This window comes from Pseudomonas sp. PDM04, from assembly GCF_014851765.1.
GTDB lineage: Bacteria > Pseudomonadota > Gammaproteobacteria > Pseudomonadales > Pseudomonadaceae > Aquipseudomonas.
The window spans coordinates 744,120-759,584 of sequence record NZ_JACVAI010000002.1 but is presented as its reverse complement, the minus strand read 5'-3'; the positions used below and the strand labels follow the sequence as shown (position 1 = coordinate 759,584).

General features: G+C 61.1%; 14 protein-coding genes. All 14 read right to left on the bottom strand.

What is annotated here, in order from left to right; all coding sequences use genetic code 11:
• Positions 1–52 precede the first annotated feature (52 nt).
• On the bottom strand, positions 53–283 hold the full coding sequence (locus tag IB249_RS10390) for a hypothetical protein (protein WP_192304892.1): 231 nt from the start codon (positions 281–283) through the stop codon (positions 53–55).
• A 396-nt stretch (positions 284–679) separates the two neighbouring features.
• Positions 680–1,057, bottom strand: a complete 378-nt coding sequence (locus IB249_RS10385; RefSeq protein ID WP_192304215.1) for a type II toxin-antitoxin system VapC family toxin — start codon at positions 1,055–1,057, stop codon at positions 680–682.
• A complete protein-coding gene (locus tag IB249_RS29745; protein WP_412547997.1) occupies positions 1,054–1,440 on the bottom strand; it encodes a type II toxin-antitoxin system Phd/YefM family antitoxin in 387 nt (128 codons plus the stop codon). Before IB249_RS29745 ends, IB249_RS10385 begins: the two co-directional genes overlap by 4 nt.
• A gap of 248 nt (positions 1,441–1,688) precedes the next feature.
• Positions 1,689–3,152 (bottom strand): NADH-quinone oxidoreductase subunit NuoN, encoded by a 1,464-nt coding sequence (nuoN, locus tag IB249_RS10375; RefSeq protein ID WP_192304213.1) that lies wholly within the window; start codon positions 3,150–3,152, stop codon positions 1,689–1,691.
• A 7-nt stretch (positions 3,153–3,159) separates the two neighbouring features.
• Positions 3,160–4,692: an NADH-quinone oxidoreductase subunit M gene (nuoM, locus tag IB249_RS10370; protein ID WP_192304211.1), complete on the bottom strand. Its 1,533-nt coding sequence runs from the start codon at positions 4,690–4,692 to the stop codon at positions 3,160–3,162.
• Positions 4,693–4,732: 40 nt separating this feature from the next.
• On the bottom strand, positions 4,733–6,586 hold the full coding sequence (nuoL, locus tag IB249_RS10365; RefSeq protein ID WP_192304209.1) for an NADH-quinone oxidoreductase subunit L: 1,854 nt from the start codon (positions 6,584–6,586) through the stop codon (positions 4,733–4,735).
• Complete coding sequence (gene nuoK, locus IB249_RS10360; RefSeq protein WP_007940879.1) at positions 6,583–6,891, bottom strand: NADH-quinone oxidoreductase subunit NuoK; 309 nt, start codon at positions 6,889–6,891, stop codon at positions 6,583–6,585. The genes nuoL and nuoK overlap by 4 nt, the downstream gene beginning before the upstream one ends.
• Before the next feature lie 2 nt (positions 6,892–6,893).
• Complete coding sequence (gene nuoJ / locus IB249_RS10355) at positions 6,894–7,397, bottom strand: NADH-quinone oxidoreductase subunit J (RefSeq protein ID WP_192304207.1); 504 nt, start codon at positions 7,395–7,397, stop codon at positions 6,894–6,896.
• 9 nt (positions 7,398–7,406) lie between these two features.
• On the bottom strand, positions 7,407–7,952 hold the full coding sequence (nuoI, locus tag IB249_RS10350) for an NADH-quinone oxidoreductase subunit NuoI (protein ID WP_201190678.1): 546 nt from the start codon (positions 7,950–7,952) through the stop codon (positions 7,407–7,409).
• 12 nt (positions 7,953–7,964) lie between these two features.
• Positions 7,965–8,972, bottom strand: a complete 1,008-nt coding sequence (gene nuoH / locus IB249_RS10345; protein WP_192304205.1) for an NADH-quinone oxidoreductase subunit NuoH — start codon at positions 8,970–8,972, stop codon at positions 7,965–7,967.
• Positions 8,969–11,683 carry an NADH-quinone oxidoreductase subunit NuoG gene (gene nuoG, locus IB249_RS10340; RefSeq protein ID WP_192304202.1) on the bottom strand — a complete coding sequence of 905 codons (2,715 nt, stop codon included), beginning with the start codon at positions 11,681–11,683 and terminating at the stop codon, positions 8,969–8,971. The genes nuoH and nuoG overlap by 4 nt, the downstream gene beginning before the upstream one ends.
• A gap of 135 nt (positions 11,684–11,818) precedes the next feature.
• A complete protein-coding gene (gene nuoF, locus IB249_RS10335) occupies positions 11,819–13,174 on the bottom strand; it encodes an NADH-quinone oxidoreductase subunit NuoF (protein WP_192304200.1) in 1,356 nt (451 codons plus the stop codon).
• Positions 13,171–13,668, bottom strand: a complete 498-nt coding sequence (gene nuoE / locus IB249_RS10330) for an NADH-quinone oxidoreductase subunit NuoE (protein WP_192304198.1) — start codon at positions 13,666–13,668, stop codon at positions 13,171–13,173. The genes nuoF and nuoE overlap by 4 nt, the downstream gene beginning before the upstream one ends.
• A 2-nt stretch (positions 13,669–13,670) precedes the next feature.
• Positions 13,671–15,455 carry an NADH-quinone oxidoreductase subunit C/D gene (nuoC, locus tag IB249_RS10325; RefSeq protein ID WP_192304196.1) on the bottom strand — a complete coding sequence of 595 codons (1,785 nt, stop codon included), beginning with the start codon at positions 15,453–15,455 and terminating at the stop codon, positions 13,671–13,673.
• Between the last annotated feature and the right edge of the window lie 10 nt (positions 15,456–15,465).

Below are 15,465 nucleotides of genomic sequence, written 5' to 3'. Positions count from 1 at the left end.
CGTTGCCGTCCATCGCGAGCCGGCCCGCTCCTGCTGTAATGGCAGGTTGTATTTATTCGGCGTCCAGTTCGGCCTGTTCAGTTTCGGTCAATTGCAGCTCTTCGATTTGTTCTTCCGTAGGCGCGTCCTGTTGTTCAAGTTCAACAACTTTGTTGGCATTCAGTTTCCCGATGTAACCCATGTTTAAAATCCCTTTTTTGTTTGAGGTGGGGTGTGCTGCAACGAGCACGGAATGACTGTATGAGCTGGGCATTGGCCGGTCAAAAGTTGCAGGAAGTTTCATTGTGCGGGTTTGGATAGGCGGAAAAACGTACACACCAATCGGTGATTGACGAGGGCGATTCGTGAATCAGGGCATTTGACGAGTTGATGTCCGATGGAGGCCGCGATTTCGTAGAGTTGAGTGTGGGAGGTTTCAGCCAATGGCGTGGCCCATTAGCAATGACTGGGCTGTTTGCGATTTTTCGCTGGGTAAGTGTTGAGATTTTTCCTTCGATATTTGAAGGCCCCTCATGCATGCGCGCCGGATTTAAGCACTACACGGATTGCCATTCGGACACTACGAAAAAAGGCAGTGGCTGCCTGTACGCTGCCACACATGCAAAACGGCACCCGAAGGTGCCGTTTTCCTGTTGCGCAATGCCTGAACAAATGCGCTGCATAACCTTTGTCACAGGTGCTAAATCAAAATGGCCAAGGATGTGTACCTCGCCATGATCGGATCTGCAGTCATGAGCTTCATCGGTTCGGACATGGCGGTTGCGACGATGATTCGATCAAAAGGATCGCGATGATGAGGTTCAAGGTCTTTCACGGCGATGGCATGTTCCGCTGAAACGGGTAACTCAATGAACCCGCTTTCGATGCAGTACTGTCGGATTTCCTCCAGATCAACGCTGAGCTTTCCCAGACCGACCTTTATCGCCATTTCCCAGAACGTCGCGGCACTGACATAAATTTCTGCGGCGTTGTCGATGAGTGTCCGGGCTTTGCCAGATAGCTTCGGATCATCGGCGAGTGCCCACAAAAGAACATGAGTGTCGAGCAGCACCCTCACGGTTGCCGTCCTTCGAACGCATCCAGCAGGTCGTCAGGTAGAGGCGCATCGAGATCTTCGCTCAGGATGAGCTTACCTTTCATCGCTCCGATTCGTCGTCCGCGTGGTCGCTCGACGGGAACCAGGCGAGCGAGTGGTCGACCGTGTTTAGCGATCGTGATGACCTGCCCGGCCGCTGCGTCGTCGACGAGTTTGGATAAATTGTTTTTGGCTTCAGCCAGCGGAACGATGATCATGTGATGTCTCCCAGATTCTGGACAAATATAGCCAGAATTTTTTGGGGCTGCAAAGCTGCAGACGTTCTCGGCACACTGGAATGACAAGCGGTTGTTTTCATCGTTGTAGCGTTGTGGCGCTGTCGGCTTCCGACGCACAGTGGCCATGGCATCAAGGCCGCCCATCAATTTATGCAAGGTGTCGCGTTTCATCGTTTTCTTTCGCCTCGACTGCTGCATCAAGTGAGCAATCAAGCTAAATCCCGCGATTGAATTTTACCCGTCGGACGCACCGGATAATTGCGCATGATTTTTCGGAGGCAGAGCGGAAGGGGACCGCATCAGTAACAAATCCCACAAACGCAAACGGCACCCGAAGGTGCCGTTTGCGTTTGCTACCGGGTGTCGTCAGGCGATCAACCCGCCAGTACCGCCTGCTGAACCAGTGTCAGCAATGGCTGTGGGTACAAGCCGAGGAAGAAGGCCAGGACGGCGATAGCCAGCAGCATGACGCCACCTGCCTTCTGTTCCCAGTGCAGTTGGGCGTCGTGGCGACGCAGGTTCGGTTCGATCAGGTACAGGGTGACCATCACGCGCAGGTAGTAGAACACGCCGATGGCGCTGCCCATCACCAGGGAACCGACCAGCCACCATTGGTGCGACTCGACACCGGTGGCGATGATGTAGAACTTGCCGATGAAGCCAGCGGTCAGCGGAATGCCGGCCAGGGACAGCATCATCACGGTGAGTACGGCGGTCAGGTACGGACGGCGCCAGAACAGGCCGCGGTATTCGTACAGGGCATCCGCATCGCGGCCGTTGTACGGTGACGACATCAGGGTAATCACACCGAAAGCGCCCAGGCTGGTGATCACGTAGGTGACCAGGTACACGCCGATGGCTTCCACCGCCAGACCCTTGCTCGCCACCAGAGCGATCAGCAGGTAACCGAAGTGGGCGATGGACGAGTAACCGAGCAGACGCTTGAGGTTGCTCTGGGTCAGGGCCAGCAGGTTACCGAACAGGATCGAGGCAATGGCGATGACGGTCAGCACGTCGCTCAGGACACCGCTGCTGGCAGCAGGCGAGAGCTGGAACAGACGCACCATCACCGCGAACACGGCGACTTTCGAGGCGGTTGCCAGGAACGCGGCGACCGGTGCCGGAGCACCTTCGTACACGTCCGGTGTCCACAGGTGGAACGGTACCAGCGACAGCTTGAACGCCAGGCCGATCAGCATCATGCCCAGGCCCAGTTGCGCCAGTGCACTCGGCAGCCCGGTGGCCGCCAGGGCCTGGCCGATACCGACGAAGCTCAGGGAGCCGGCGTCAGCGTAGAGCAGGGCCATACCGAACAACAGGAACGCGGAACCGGCAGCCGACAGCACCATGTACTTGATGCCGGCTTCCAGAGAACGCTTGTTGAAGAAGGCATAGGCCACCAGACCGTAGACCGGCACCGACAGCAGTTCCAGGCCAATGAACAACCCGGCCAGGTGCTGCGCGCTGACCAGGACCAGGCCACCGGCGGCGGCCATCAGGATCAGCAGGTACAGTTCTTCGCGGTTGCCCGGGTAACCCGAACCGCCATCGCCGAGGTAGGCGTGGGCGAGGGTGACGCAGGCAAGGGTGGCGACCAGGATCAACGCCATGTACAGGCAGGCAAAGGTGTCGATCTGCAGCAAGGGGGTCACGGCCAGGGGCGCGACTTTCAGTGCCGGCAGGATCGACAGCAACGCCAGGTTCAGACCCGCCACGGAAATCAGGAAGGTCTGCGAGTGGTTGCGACGCCAGGCGATCGCCAGCATCACCACGATAATGGTGAGGCTGGTGATCAACAGTGGCGCTAGCGCAATAAAGTGTTGAATCGTGAATTCCATAGCGCTCTTACCGGGCCGAAGCGAGTTGAGTGAAGGCGGTGCCGAGCCATTGCTGCACGCCATGCATCGTCGCAGCAGAGGTGTCGAGGAACGGTTGCGGGTAGACGCCGATGTAGATCAGCAGGACCGCCAGACCGACCACCATGATAAGTTCGCGAGCATCCATGCCGTGCATCACCGCGTCCGATTTCGACGGGCCGAAGTAGGCACGGTGGATCATGATCAGCGAGTACACCGAGCCGAACACCAGGCCGGACGTCGCGATCGCGGTGATCCACGGCGAGGCGGCGAAGGTGCCGATCAGGATCAGGAACTCACCGACGAAGTTACCGGTGCCCGGCAAGCCCAGGGATGCGGCGGCGAAGAACAGGCTGATGGCCGGCAGGTAGGCGATCTTCGACCACAGGCCACCCATTTCACGCATGTCGCGGGTATGGGTGCGTTCGTACAGCTGACCACTGAGGATAAACAGTGCCGCGGCGGATACGCCGTGCGCCAGCATCTGGATCACGGCGCCCTGCAGCGCCAGTTGGCTGCCGGAGTAGATGCCGATCAGTACGAAGCCCATGTGGGAAACGGACGAGAAGGCGATCAGGCGCTTGATGTCGGTTTGTGCGAATGCCAGGAACGCGCCGTAGAAAATCCCGATCAGACCGAGGGTCATGGCAATCGGCGCGAATTCGGCCGAGGCATTCGGGAACAGTGGCAGGGCGAAGCGCAGCAGACCGTAGGCCGCGGTTTTCAGCAGGATACCGGCGAGATCGACGGAACCTGCAGTCGGCGCCTGGGCGTGAGCGTCAGGCAGCCAGGAGTGGAACGGCACGACCGGCAGCTTCACCGCGAAGGCGATGAAGAAACCGAGCATCAGGATGTACTCGGTGGTCGTCGACATCTTGGTCTTCAACAGGTCGGCGTAGTTGAAGGTAATCACGCCGGTGTCGTTGAAGTTGACCAGCACCAGACCGAGGATCGCCACCAGCATGATCAGGCCGGAAGCCTGGGTGAAGATGAAGAACTTGGTCGCGGCGTAGATCCGGGTTTTCTTGCCGTCCGAAGAACTGTGACCCCAGAGCGCGATGAGGAAGTACATCGGCACCAGCATCATTTCCCAGAAGAAGAAGAACATGAACAGGTCGAGGGCGAGGAACACGCCGACGACACCGCCCAGGATCCACATCAGGTTCAGGTGGAAGAAACCGACGTGACGCTGGATCTCTTTCCACGAGCAGAGTACCGAGAGGATACCCAGCAGGCCGGTCAGCAGGATCATCAACAGCGACAGGCCGTCGAGGGCCAGATGCACGTTGATGCCGAAGCGCTGGATCCAGACGTGTTTGAACTCAATCACCCAGGTCGGATCGGCACCCGGTGCCGGTGCAAATGAATAATCACCGTGGGCCCACAGCCAGAGGCCGAGGGCGAGTTCCAGGGTCATGGTCAACAGCGCAATCCAGCGGGGGAGGGTGGCGCCGAAGCGTTCACCCATCCAGCACAGCAGGCCGCCGATGAAGGGGATCAGGATTAGCCAAGGCAGAATCATGACGGGCTCAATTCCTTTCGCAAGTTCGCAAGGTTCATATTCAGACCGCTACCAGCACAATGGCGCCGATGACCAGCACGGAGCCGGCTGCCATCGAGGCCGCGTACCAACGCAGTTGACCGGTTTCGGTACGGCTCAGGGCGGTGTGGCCGCCTTTGGCCATGCGCGGGATCAGACCGATGGTCTGGTCGAGCGGGTCTTTGCGCAGGATGTGGCTGATCGCCAGGTATGGCTTGACGAACAGTTTGTCGTAGATCCAGTCGAAGCCCCAGGCAGCGAACCACCAGGCCGACAGGAAACGGCCGATGCCGCTGTTGGCGATGGCCGTGACAAAGCGACGCTTGCCGAGGAACAGCAGCGCAGCCAGCAGGATACCGGCCAGGGCGATGGCGCCCGAGGCGATTTCCAGGCTGTGCTTGGCTTCGCCGCCGGCATGGCCGACGCTTTGCGGCAGCACACCGTGCAGCGGCGGAACGATCATGGCGCCGACGAAGGTCGACAGCACGATCAGCACCGACAGCGGCAACCAGTGGGCAATGCCGTGGCCGGCATGGGCTTCGGTCTTGGCTTCACCGTGGAACGCGATGAAGATCAGGCGGAAGGTGTACAGCGAGGTCATGAATGCGCCGACCAGACCTGCATAGAGCAGACCCTGGTTGCCGCTGGCGAACGCTTCCCAAAGGATTTCGTCCTTGGAGTAGAAGCCTGCGGTGACCAGTGGCAGGGCCGCGAGGGCCGCGCCGCCGACGATGAAGCTGGCGTAGGCCAGTGGCAGTTTCTTCCACAGGCCGCCCATCTTGAAGATGTTCTGCTCGTGGTGGCAGGCAACGATCACCGCACCGGACGCAAGGAACAGCAGGGCCTTGAAGAAGGCGTGGGTCATCAGGTGGAAAATCGCGCCATCCCATGCACCGACGCCCAACGCCAGGAACATGTAGCCGATCTGGCTCATGGTCGAGTAGGCGAGGATCCGCTTGATGTCGGTCTGCACCAGCGCGGCAAAGCCGGCCAGGACCAGGGTCACGCCACCGACGATGCCCACCAGGTGCAGGATGTCCGGTGCGAGGCTGAACAGGCCGTGAGTACGGGCGATCAGGTAGACGCCCGCGGTCACCATGGTCGCGGCGTGGATCAGTGCCGAAACCGGGGTAGGACCGGCCATCGCATCCGCCAGCCAGGTCTGCAGCGGCAGTTGTGCGGATTTACCGACAGCGCCACCCAGCAGCATCAGGGTCGCCAGGACCATCCAGAAGTCGCCGGCCTGGAATTTCTGCGGTGCCAGGACCAGCAGCTCCTGGACGTTGAGCGTACCCAGTTGCACGAACAGGATGAACAGGCCGATGGCCATGAACACGTCGCCGATGCGGGTGACGATGAAGGCCTTGAGTGCCGCGTTACCGTTGTTGCGGTTGCTGTAGTAGAAACCGATCAACAGGTACGAGCACAGGCCCACGCCTTCCCAGCCGAAGTACAGGAACAACAGGTTATCGCCGAGGATCAGGAACAGCATGCTGGCGATGAACAGGTTGGTGTAGGCGAAGAAACGCGAGTAACCGTCTTCACCGCGCATGTACCAGGACGCGAACAGGTGGATCAGGAAGCCGACGCCCACGACCACACCGAGCATGGTCACGGACAGGCCATCCAGGTACAGGGCGAAGTTGGGCGTGAAGCCTTCCACCGCCATCCACTGCCACAACACCTGGGTGTAGTGGCCGCCTTCAGGCGGGGCGACGTTGAATTGCCAGATCACGTAGGCGGCGACAATGGCCGACAGGCCGACCGAGCCGACGCCGATCAGGGCGGCCAGGTTTTCCGAGAGGCGTCCACGGGAGAACGACAGCAGCAGGAAACCAATGAGAGGGAATACGAAAGTCAGAAAGAGTAGGTTCATCCGCGCATCTCACTGGCAGCGTCGATATCGAGCGTGTGGAAGCGGCGATACAGCTGCAACAGGATCGCCAGGCCGATACTGGCCTCGGCGGCTGCCAGGCTGATCACCAGGATGAACATGATCTGTCCATCCGGCTGAGCCCAGCGGCTACCGGCAACGATGAACGCCAGGGCGGAGGCATTCATCATGACCTCCAGGCTCATCAGCACGAAAAGAATGTTGCGGCGGACCATCAGGCCGACCAGACCGAGGCAGAACAGGATGCCGGCGACCGCCAGACCATGCTCCAAAGGGATAGCAGGCATCGTCATTGCTCCTTGGCTTCGTTGCGGCCCAGGTGGAACGCCGTGACGGCTGCAGCGAGCAGCAGCATCGAGGCGAGTTCGACCACCAGCAGGTAAGGGCCGAACAGGCTGATGCCCACGGCCTTGGCGTCTACGGTGGTGTGGCCGATGGCCTGGCCACTCTGGTGGGAGAACAGCACGTACAGCAGTTCCACCAGCAGCAGCGTGGCGAGCACGACCGGCCCGCCCCAGATACCGGGCTTGAGCCAGACGCGCTCTTGCTGCACCGAGGCCGGGCCGAGGTTCAGCATCATCACCACGAACACGAACAGCACCATGATGGCGCCAGCGTAGGCGATCACTTCCAGAACACCGGCAAACGGTGCGCCGAGGGCGAAGAACGTCATGGCCACGGCGATCAGCGAAATGATCAGGTAGAGCAGGGCGTGCACGGGGTTGGTGTGGGTGATCACGCGAAGCGTGGACACCACAGCGATACCCGATGCGAAATAGAAAGCGAATTCCATCTTTCTTCCTTAAGGCAGCAAGCTCTTCACGTTGATCGGTTCGGCTTCATTCTGCGCGGCGCCTTTTGGCTTGCCGGCAATGGCCATACCTGCAACACGATAGAAGTTGTAATCAGGGTTTTTGCCGGGGCCGGAGATCAGCAGATCTTCTTTCTCGTAAACCAGGTCCTGACGTTTGAACTCGGCCATCTCGAAATCCGGTGTCAGCTGGATCGCGGTGGTCGGGCAGGCTTCCTCGCAGAGGCCGCAGAAAATGCAGCGCGAGAAGTTGATGCGGAAGAAGTCCGGGTACCAGCGACCGTCTTCGGTTTCAGCTTTCTGCAGCGAGATGCACCCGACCGGACAGGCCACGGCGCACAGGTTGCAGGCTACGCAACGCTCCTCGCCATCGGGGTCACGGGTCAGGACGATACGGCCACGGTAGCGCGGCGGCAGGTAGACCGGTTCTTCCGGGTACTGCAACGTGTCGCGCTTGCGGAAGGCGTGGCCGAAAATCATCACCAGGCTGCGAAGCTGGGTGTAGAGGCCATGCACGATGTCAAAAATGTACTTCATGATTCTCTATCCTCACTGAGCCGCGACGGCGGGCGTGTTGAGCAACACGATCGCAGCGGTCACCAGCATGTTGACGAGGGTCAGCGGCAGGCAGAACTTCCAGCTGAAATCCATCACTTGGTCATACCGTGGGCGCGGAATCGAAGCGCGCAACAGGATGAAGATCATGATGAAAAACGCGGTTTTCAGTGCGAACCAGATGAACGGGATCTGCGGCAGAATGTTGAACGGACCGTGCCAGCCACCGAAGAACAGGGTCACCAGCAGCGCCGAGATCAGCACGATGCCGATGTACTCGCCGACGAAGAACATGCCCCATTTCATGCCGGCGTATTCAATGTGGTAACCGTCGGCCAGTTCCTGCTCCGCTTCCGGCTGGTCGAACGGGTGACGGTGAGTCACGGCGACGCCAGCGATGAAGAAGGTCAGGAAACCGAAGATCTGCGGGATGATGAACCACAGGTTCTGCGCTTGATAGTCAACGATGTCGCGCATGTTGAACGAGCCGACCTGGATCACGATGCCCATCAGCGACAGGCCCATGAACACTTCGTACGACACGGTCTGCGCCGAGGCCCGCAAGCTGCCCAGCAGGGCGAACTTGTTGTTGCTCGACCAGCCGGCGAACAACACCGCGTACACCGACAGGCCCGCCATCGCGAAGAAGAACAGGATGCCGATGTTCAGGTCCGCCACACCCCAGGTCGGGGTGACCGGAATGATCGCGAAGGCAATCAGCAGGGCGCTCATGGCCACGACCGGTGCCAGGGTGAAGATCATCTTGTCGGCGAACGGTGGCGTCCAGTCTTCCTTGAAGAACATCTTGATCATGTCGGCCGCGATCTGGAACGCGCCGAACGGGCCGACGCGGTTCGGACCGTAACGGTCCTGCCAGAGGGCGAGCAGACGACGCTCGACCCAGCTGAGCAGCGCGCCGCAAATCACCACGGCGAGCAGAATCACGATGGCCTTGAGGACCGCGATGATCACGTCAATCACTTCAGGCGTGAACCAGGTCATTGAGCTGCCTCCTGCAGACCGTCAACGGAAAGGCCGAAAATCGCTGGCGGAATGCCCGCGATACCGACCGGCAGTGCCACCAGGCCAGCACCCAGCTCTTCGTTGATGCGCAGCGGCAGACGCAGGGTCTGGCCGGCCACGTTCAAGCTCAGCAGGGCACCGTCGTTGACACCCAGGCGATCGGCTTCGGACTTGGCCAGTGCGACGTAGGCGCTTGGAATGCGTTCCTGCACCGGCGCGGCTTTCGAAGAGTTCTCTTCGCTGCCGAACAGGTGGAAGAACGGCACGGCCTGCCAGGTGCCCTGGGCCGGGTTGAAGGCGCGCGGCACGCTTGAGAACCAGTTCAGCGAGTCACCGCTGGTTTCGATCAGGCGGGTGCCCGGGTCGCCAGCGCGGAGGTGACCACCGACTTCGTCCTGGAACTTGTTCCAGGCTTGCGGCGAGTTCCAGCCCGGCGACCAGGCGAACGGCACTTGCTGACGCGGTTCGGCCGAACCCGAGTAACCTTCCATCGAGAAGGAGAACGCGGTGTCGTTGTCTTGCGGGGTACGCGGTTCGTGCACGCTGATATCGGCGCGCATGGCGGTGCGACCGGAATAACGCAGTGGTTCACGCGCCAGTTTCAAACCCTTGATGCGGAACGCGGCGGACGGTGCGGCGTCGACGATTCGCGCCAGTTGCGGCGTGCTGTCAGCGACGGCAGCGGTGACGTGGTCCAGTTGGGTCCAGTCGATCGGCTGGTTCAACAGGGTTGCGCGCAGGGCATGCAGCCAGCGCCAGCCTTCGTGAACCAGGATGCTCGCGTCCATGTATTGCGGATCGAAAACCTGGAAGAAGCGCTGGGCGCGACCTTCCTGGCTGACCAACGTACCGTCGCCTTCGGCGAAGCTGGCGGCTGGCAGGACCAGGTGCGCGCGATCGCCGGTGGCGGTTTTCTGGTGGTCGGCGACGATCACGACTTTTGCCGCGGTCAGGGCGGCATCGACCTTGGCCTTGTCGGTACGGGTGTACAGATCGTTTTCCAGCACGACGATGGCGTCGGCCTGGCCGTCGATCACCGCTTGCAGGGCGGCATCCACCGATTCGCCACCGAGCATGGCCAGGCCGAGGCTGTTGGCCTCCGGCACGATCAGGCTGATGGAACCGTTCTTCTCGCGCAGCTTGAGCGCCTTGGCGATGTTGGCCGCCGCTTCGATCAGTGCCCTGGAACCCAGCGAGGTGCCGGCGATGATCAATGGACGCTTGGCCGCCAGCAGGGCGTCGGCGATGCGCTTGACCAGGTCGAGGGCTTCGCTGTCCAGGCCTTCGACTGCTGGAGCGCTGGCGTCGAGGGCGTGGGCCACGGCGAAACCGATGCGTGCCAGGTCGTCGGGAGCAGCGTGAACGCACTCTTCGGCGATGTCGTCGAGCTTGGTTTCAGCCAGGCTGGCGATGAACAGCGGGTTCAGCTCGTGCTGACCGATGTTCTTCACGGCGGCGTCGAGCCACGGCTGGACGCGCATGGCGTCGGCCATGTCTTCGGCCTTGCCCTTGACCGACTGGCGCAGGGCCAGGGCCATGCGGGCGGCGGTCTGGGTCAGGTCTTCACCGAGGACGAACACGGCATCGTGGTCTTCGATGTCGCGCATGTTCGGCACAGGCAGCGGGCTGTCCTTGAGGACCTGCAGCACCAGGCGGATGCGTTCCAGTTCCCCGGCTTCGATACCCGAATAGAAGTGCTCGGCGCCGACCAGCTCGCGCAACGCGTAGTTGCTTTCCAGGCTGGCACGCGGCGAACCGATGCCGACGATGTTGCGACCGCGCAGCAGGTCGGCGGCTTTATCCAGTGCTTCGTCCAGGCCCAGCTTGGCGCCGTTGGCCAGCAGCGGTTGACGTGGACGGTCGGTGCGGTTGACGTAGCCGTAGCCGAAGCGGCCACGGTCGCACAGGAAGTACTGGTTGACCGAACCGTTGAAGCGGTTTTCGATGCGACGCAGTTCACCGTAACGCTCGCCCGGGGAGATGTTGCAACCGCTGGAGCAGCCATGGCAGATGCTCGGGGCGAACTGCATGTCCCATTTACGGTTGTAGCGCTCGGAGTGAGTCTTGTCGGTGAACACACCGGTCGGGCAGACCTCGGTGAGGTTGCCGGAAAACTCGCTTTCCAGGGTGCCGTCTTCAACGCGACCGAAGTACACGTTGTCGTGGGCGCCGAATACACCCAGGTCGGTGCCGCCGGCGTAGTCCTTGTAGAAACGCACGCAGCGGTAGCAGGCGATGCAGCGGTTCATCTCGTGGGAGATGAACGGGCCCAGTTGCTGGTTCTGGTGGGTGCGCTTCTTGAAGCGATAGCGGCGCTCGTTGTGGCCGGTCATCACGGTCATGTCTTGCAGGTGGCAGTGACCGCCTTCCTCACAGACCGGGCAGTCGTGAGGGTGGTTGGTCATCAGCCATTCAACGACACTGGCGCGGAAGGCCTTGGACTCCTCATCGTCGATGGAGATCCAGGTGTTGTCGGTGGCAGGGGTCATGCAGGACATGACGATACGACCGCGGGTGTCGTTTTCGTCGGTGTACTGCTTGACCGCGCACTGGCGGCAAGCGCCAACGCTGCCCAGGGCAGGGTGCCAGCAGAAATAAGGAATATCGAGGCCTAGCGACAGACATGCCTGTAACAGGTTGTCTGCCCCGTCGACTTCGAGCGCTTTGCCGTCTACGTGGATAGTGGCCATGGTTCAAAGTTCTTCGTTGGCCCGGTGTCAGCGGGCGTGGCTAATGGAATCTTGTTTTGCGCGCGAATCAACACAGCCTTTAAAGGCGTCATCGCACGAAAAGCGAAGGGCACGGACCCTTCGCTCTTTAAGCGTTTACGCGCCGACTACGATCGGCTTTGCCAGAGGCGGGACGGCGGCGCTGGAAGGCGCGATACCGGCCTCGAACTCGTGGCGGAAGTATTTGATAGCGCTGCCCAACGGTTCCACGGCACCCGGTGCGTGAGCACAGAAGGTCTTGCCTGGGCCGAGGAAGTTCACCAGACCCAGCAGGGTCTCGATGTCACCGGCTTGCCCTTGACCGTTCTCGATCGCCATCAGCAGCTTGACGCTCCATGGCAAGCCATCGCGGCACGGGGTGCAGAAACCGCAGGATTCGCGAGCGAAGAACTGCTCCATGTTGCGCAGCAGGGACACCATGTTGACGCTGTCGTCCACCGCCATGGCCAGGCCGGTACCCATCCGGGTGCCCACTTTGGCGATGCCGCCGGCATACATTTGTGCATCCAGGTGTTCCGGCAACAGGAAACCGGTACCGGCACCGCCGGGTTGCCAGGCCTTGAGCTTGTAACCGTCGCGCATGCCGCCGGCGTAGTCTTCGAACAGCTCGCGACCGGTGACGCCGAATGGCAGCTCCCACAGGCCCGGGTTCTTGACCTTGCCGGAGAAGCCCATGAGCTTGGTGCCCATATCCTCACTGCCGACCCGGGCCAACGATTTGTACCAGTCCACGCCGTCGGCAATGATTGCCGGCACGTTGCACAGGGTTTCGACGTTGTTCACGCAGGTCGGCTTGCCCCAGACGCCAACGGCGGCAGGGAAGGGCGGCTTGGAGCGCGGGTTGGCGCGGCGACCTTCGAGGGAGTTGATCAGTGCGGTTTCTTCACCGCAGATGTAACGCCCGGCGCCGGTGTGGACGAACAGCTCGAAATCGAAGCCGCTGCCCAGAATGTTCTTGCCCAGCAGGCCCGCAGCCTTGGCTTCTTCCACCGCACGGTTCAGGTGCCTGGCAGCGGTGGTGTACTCGCCGCGCAGGAAGATGTAGCCCCGGTAGGTTTTCAGTGCGCGGGCACTGATCAGCATGCCTTCGATCAGAAGATGGGGCAGTTGCTCCATCAGCATGCGGTCTTTCCAGGTGTTGGGCTCCATTTCATCCGCGTTGCACAGCAGGTAGCGGATGTCGATGGATTCGTCCTTGGGCATCAGGCCCCACTTCACGCCAGTGGGGAAGCCTGCACCGCCACGACCCTTGAGACCGGCGTCCTTCACGGTCTGGACGATGTCGTCCTGGGCCATGTCGGCGAAAGCCTTGCGCGCAGCGGCGTAACCGTTCTTGGCCTGGTACTCGTCAAGCCAGACCGCTTCACCGTCGTCACGCAGACGCCAGGTGAGCGGGTGTGTCTCGGCCGAACGCTTGATGCGGTTGGCGGGACCGAAGGATGTCAGGGTCATACGTAGCCCTCGAGCAATTTGGCAACGCCGGCAGGTTGCACATCACCGAACGTATCGTCGTCGATCATCAGCGCCGGCGCCTTGTCGCAGTTGCCGAGGCAGCAGACGGGCAGCAGGGTGAAGCGACCGTCGGTGGTGGTCTGGCCCAGGCCGATGCCCAGCTCGCTCTGGATCTGGCTGACCACGGACTCGTGGCCGCCGATGTAGCAGACCATGCTGTCGCAGACACGGATGATGTGGCGGCCGACCGGTTGACGGAAGATCTGACTATAGAACGTTGCCACGCCTTCAACGTCGCTGGCCGGGATGCCGAGGATTTCGCCGATGGCGTACAAGGCGCCGTCCGGCACCCAGCCACGTTCCTTCTGGACGATCTTCAGGGCTTCGATCGACGCCGCGCGCGGGTCTTCGTAGTGATGCAGCTCGTGCTCGATGGCCGAGCGCTCGGTTTCACTCAAGGTGAAACGGTCTGTCTGGATAAGCGTGCTGTTCATGCTTAGCGGTCCACGTCGGCCATAACGAAATCGATACTACCCAGGTACGCGATCAAGTCCGCGACCATGCTGCCTTTGATCACCGAAGGGATCTGCTGCAGGTGAGGGAAGCTTGGGGTGCGAATCCGGGTGCGGTAGCTCATGGTGCCGCCATCGCTCGTCAGGTAATAACTGTTGATGCCCTTGGTCGCTTCGATCATCTGGAAGGATTCGTTGGCCGGCATCACCGGGCCCCACGAAACTTGCAGGAAGTGCGTGATCAAGGTTTCGATGTGCTGCAGCGTGCGCTCCTTGGGCGGCGGCGTGGTCAGCGGGTGATCCGCCTTGTACGGGCCTTCCGGCATGTTGCGCAGGCACTGGTCGATGATCCGGATGCTCTGGCGCATTTCTTCGACGCGCACGATGCAACGGTCATAGGCATCGCCATTGGCGGCCAGCGGCACTTCGAATTCGAAGTTCTCGTAGCCCGAGTACGGACGTGCCTTGCGCAGGTCGAAGTCGCAACCGGTGGAACGCAGACCGGCGCCGGTGACGCCCCATTCCAGGGCTTGCTTGGTGTTGTAGTCGGCGACGCCGATGGTGCGGCCGCGCAGGATGCTGTTGTCCAGGGCGGCTTTCTGGTACTCGTCCAGACGCTTTGGCATCCACTCGACGAAGTCTTTCACCAGTTTTTCCCAGCCGCGTGGCAGGTCGTGGGCGACGCCACCGATGCGGTACCAGGCCGGGTGCAGGCGGAAACCGGTGATGGCTTCGATCACCGTGTACGCGCGCTGGCGGTCGGTGAAGGTGAAGAACACCGGGGTCATGGCGCCGACGTCCTGGATGTAGGTCCCTAGGAACAGCAGGTGGCTGGTGATCCGGAAGAATTCGGCCATCATGATGCGGATGACGTCGACCTTCTCGGGCACCTTGATGCCGGCCAGCTTCTCGACCGAAAGCACGTACGGCAGGTTGTTCATCACGCCGCCGAGGTAGTCGATGCGGTCGGTGTATGGAATGAAGCTGTGCCAGGACTGGCGCTCGGCCATCTTCTCGGCACCCCGGTGGTGGTAGCCGATGTCCGGAACGCAGTCGACGATCTCTTCGCCGTCCAGCTGCAGGATGATGCGGAACGCACCGTGCGCCGAAGGGTGGTTGGGACCCAGGTTGAGGAACATGTAGTCCTCGTTCGGGCCGGAACGTTTCATGCCCCAGTCTTCGGGCTTGAAGCGCGCGGACTCTTCCTCGAGCTGCTGCTTGGCCAGGTTCAGGGTGAACGGATCGAACTCGGTGGCACGGGCCGGGAAGTCCTTGCGCAGCGGGTGACCTTCCCAGGTCGGCGGCATCATGATGCGCGACAGGTGCGGGTGGCCTTTGAAGTCGATGCCGTACATGTCCCAGACTTCACGCTCGTACCAGTTGGCGTTCGGCCAGATGCTGGTGACGCTCGGCATGCTGAGATCGCTTTCGGACAACGCGACCTTGATCATCACGTCGCTGTTACGTTCGATCGACATCAGGTGATAGAACACGGTGAAGTCGGCGCCGGCGGGCAGCCCCTGACGCTTGGTGCGCAGACGCTCGTCCACGCCGTGCAGGTCATAGAGCATGACGTACGGCTTGGGCAGGTTGCGCAGGAAGGTCAGGACTTCGACGAGTTTGGCACGGGCAACCCAAAGCACCGGCATGCCGGTGCGGGTGGGCTGGGCGGTGAACGCCTCGGGGCCAAAACGGTTGTTCAGTTCGACGACCACATCCTGGTCGTCTGCCTTGTAAGGCGGGATGTACAGAGCACTGCCTGTAGTCATGGTTATTTAT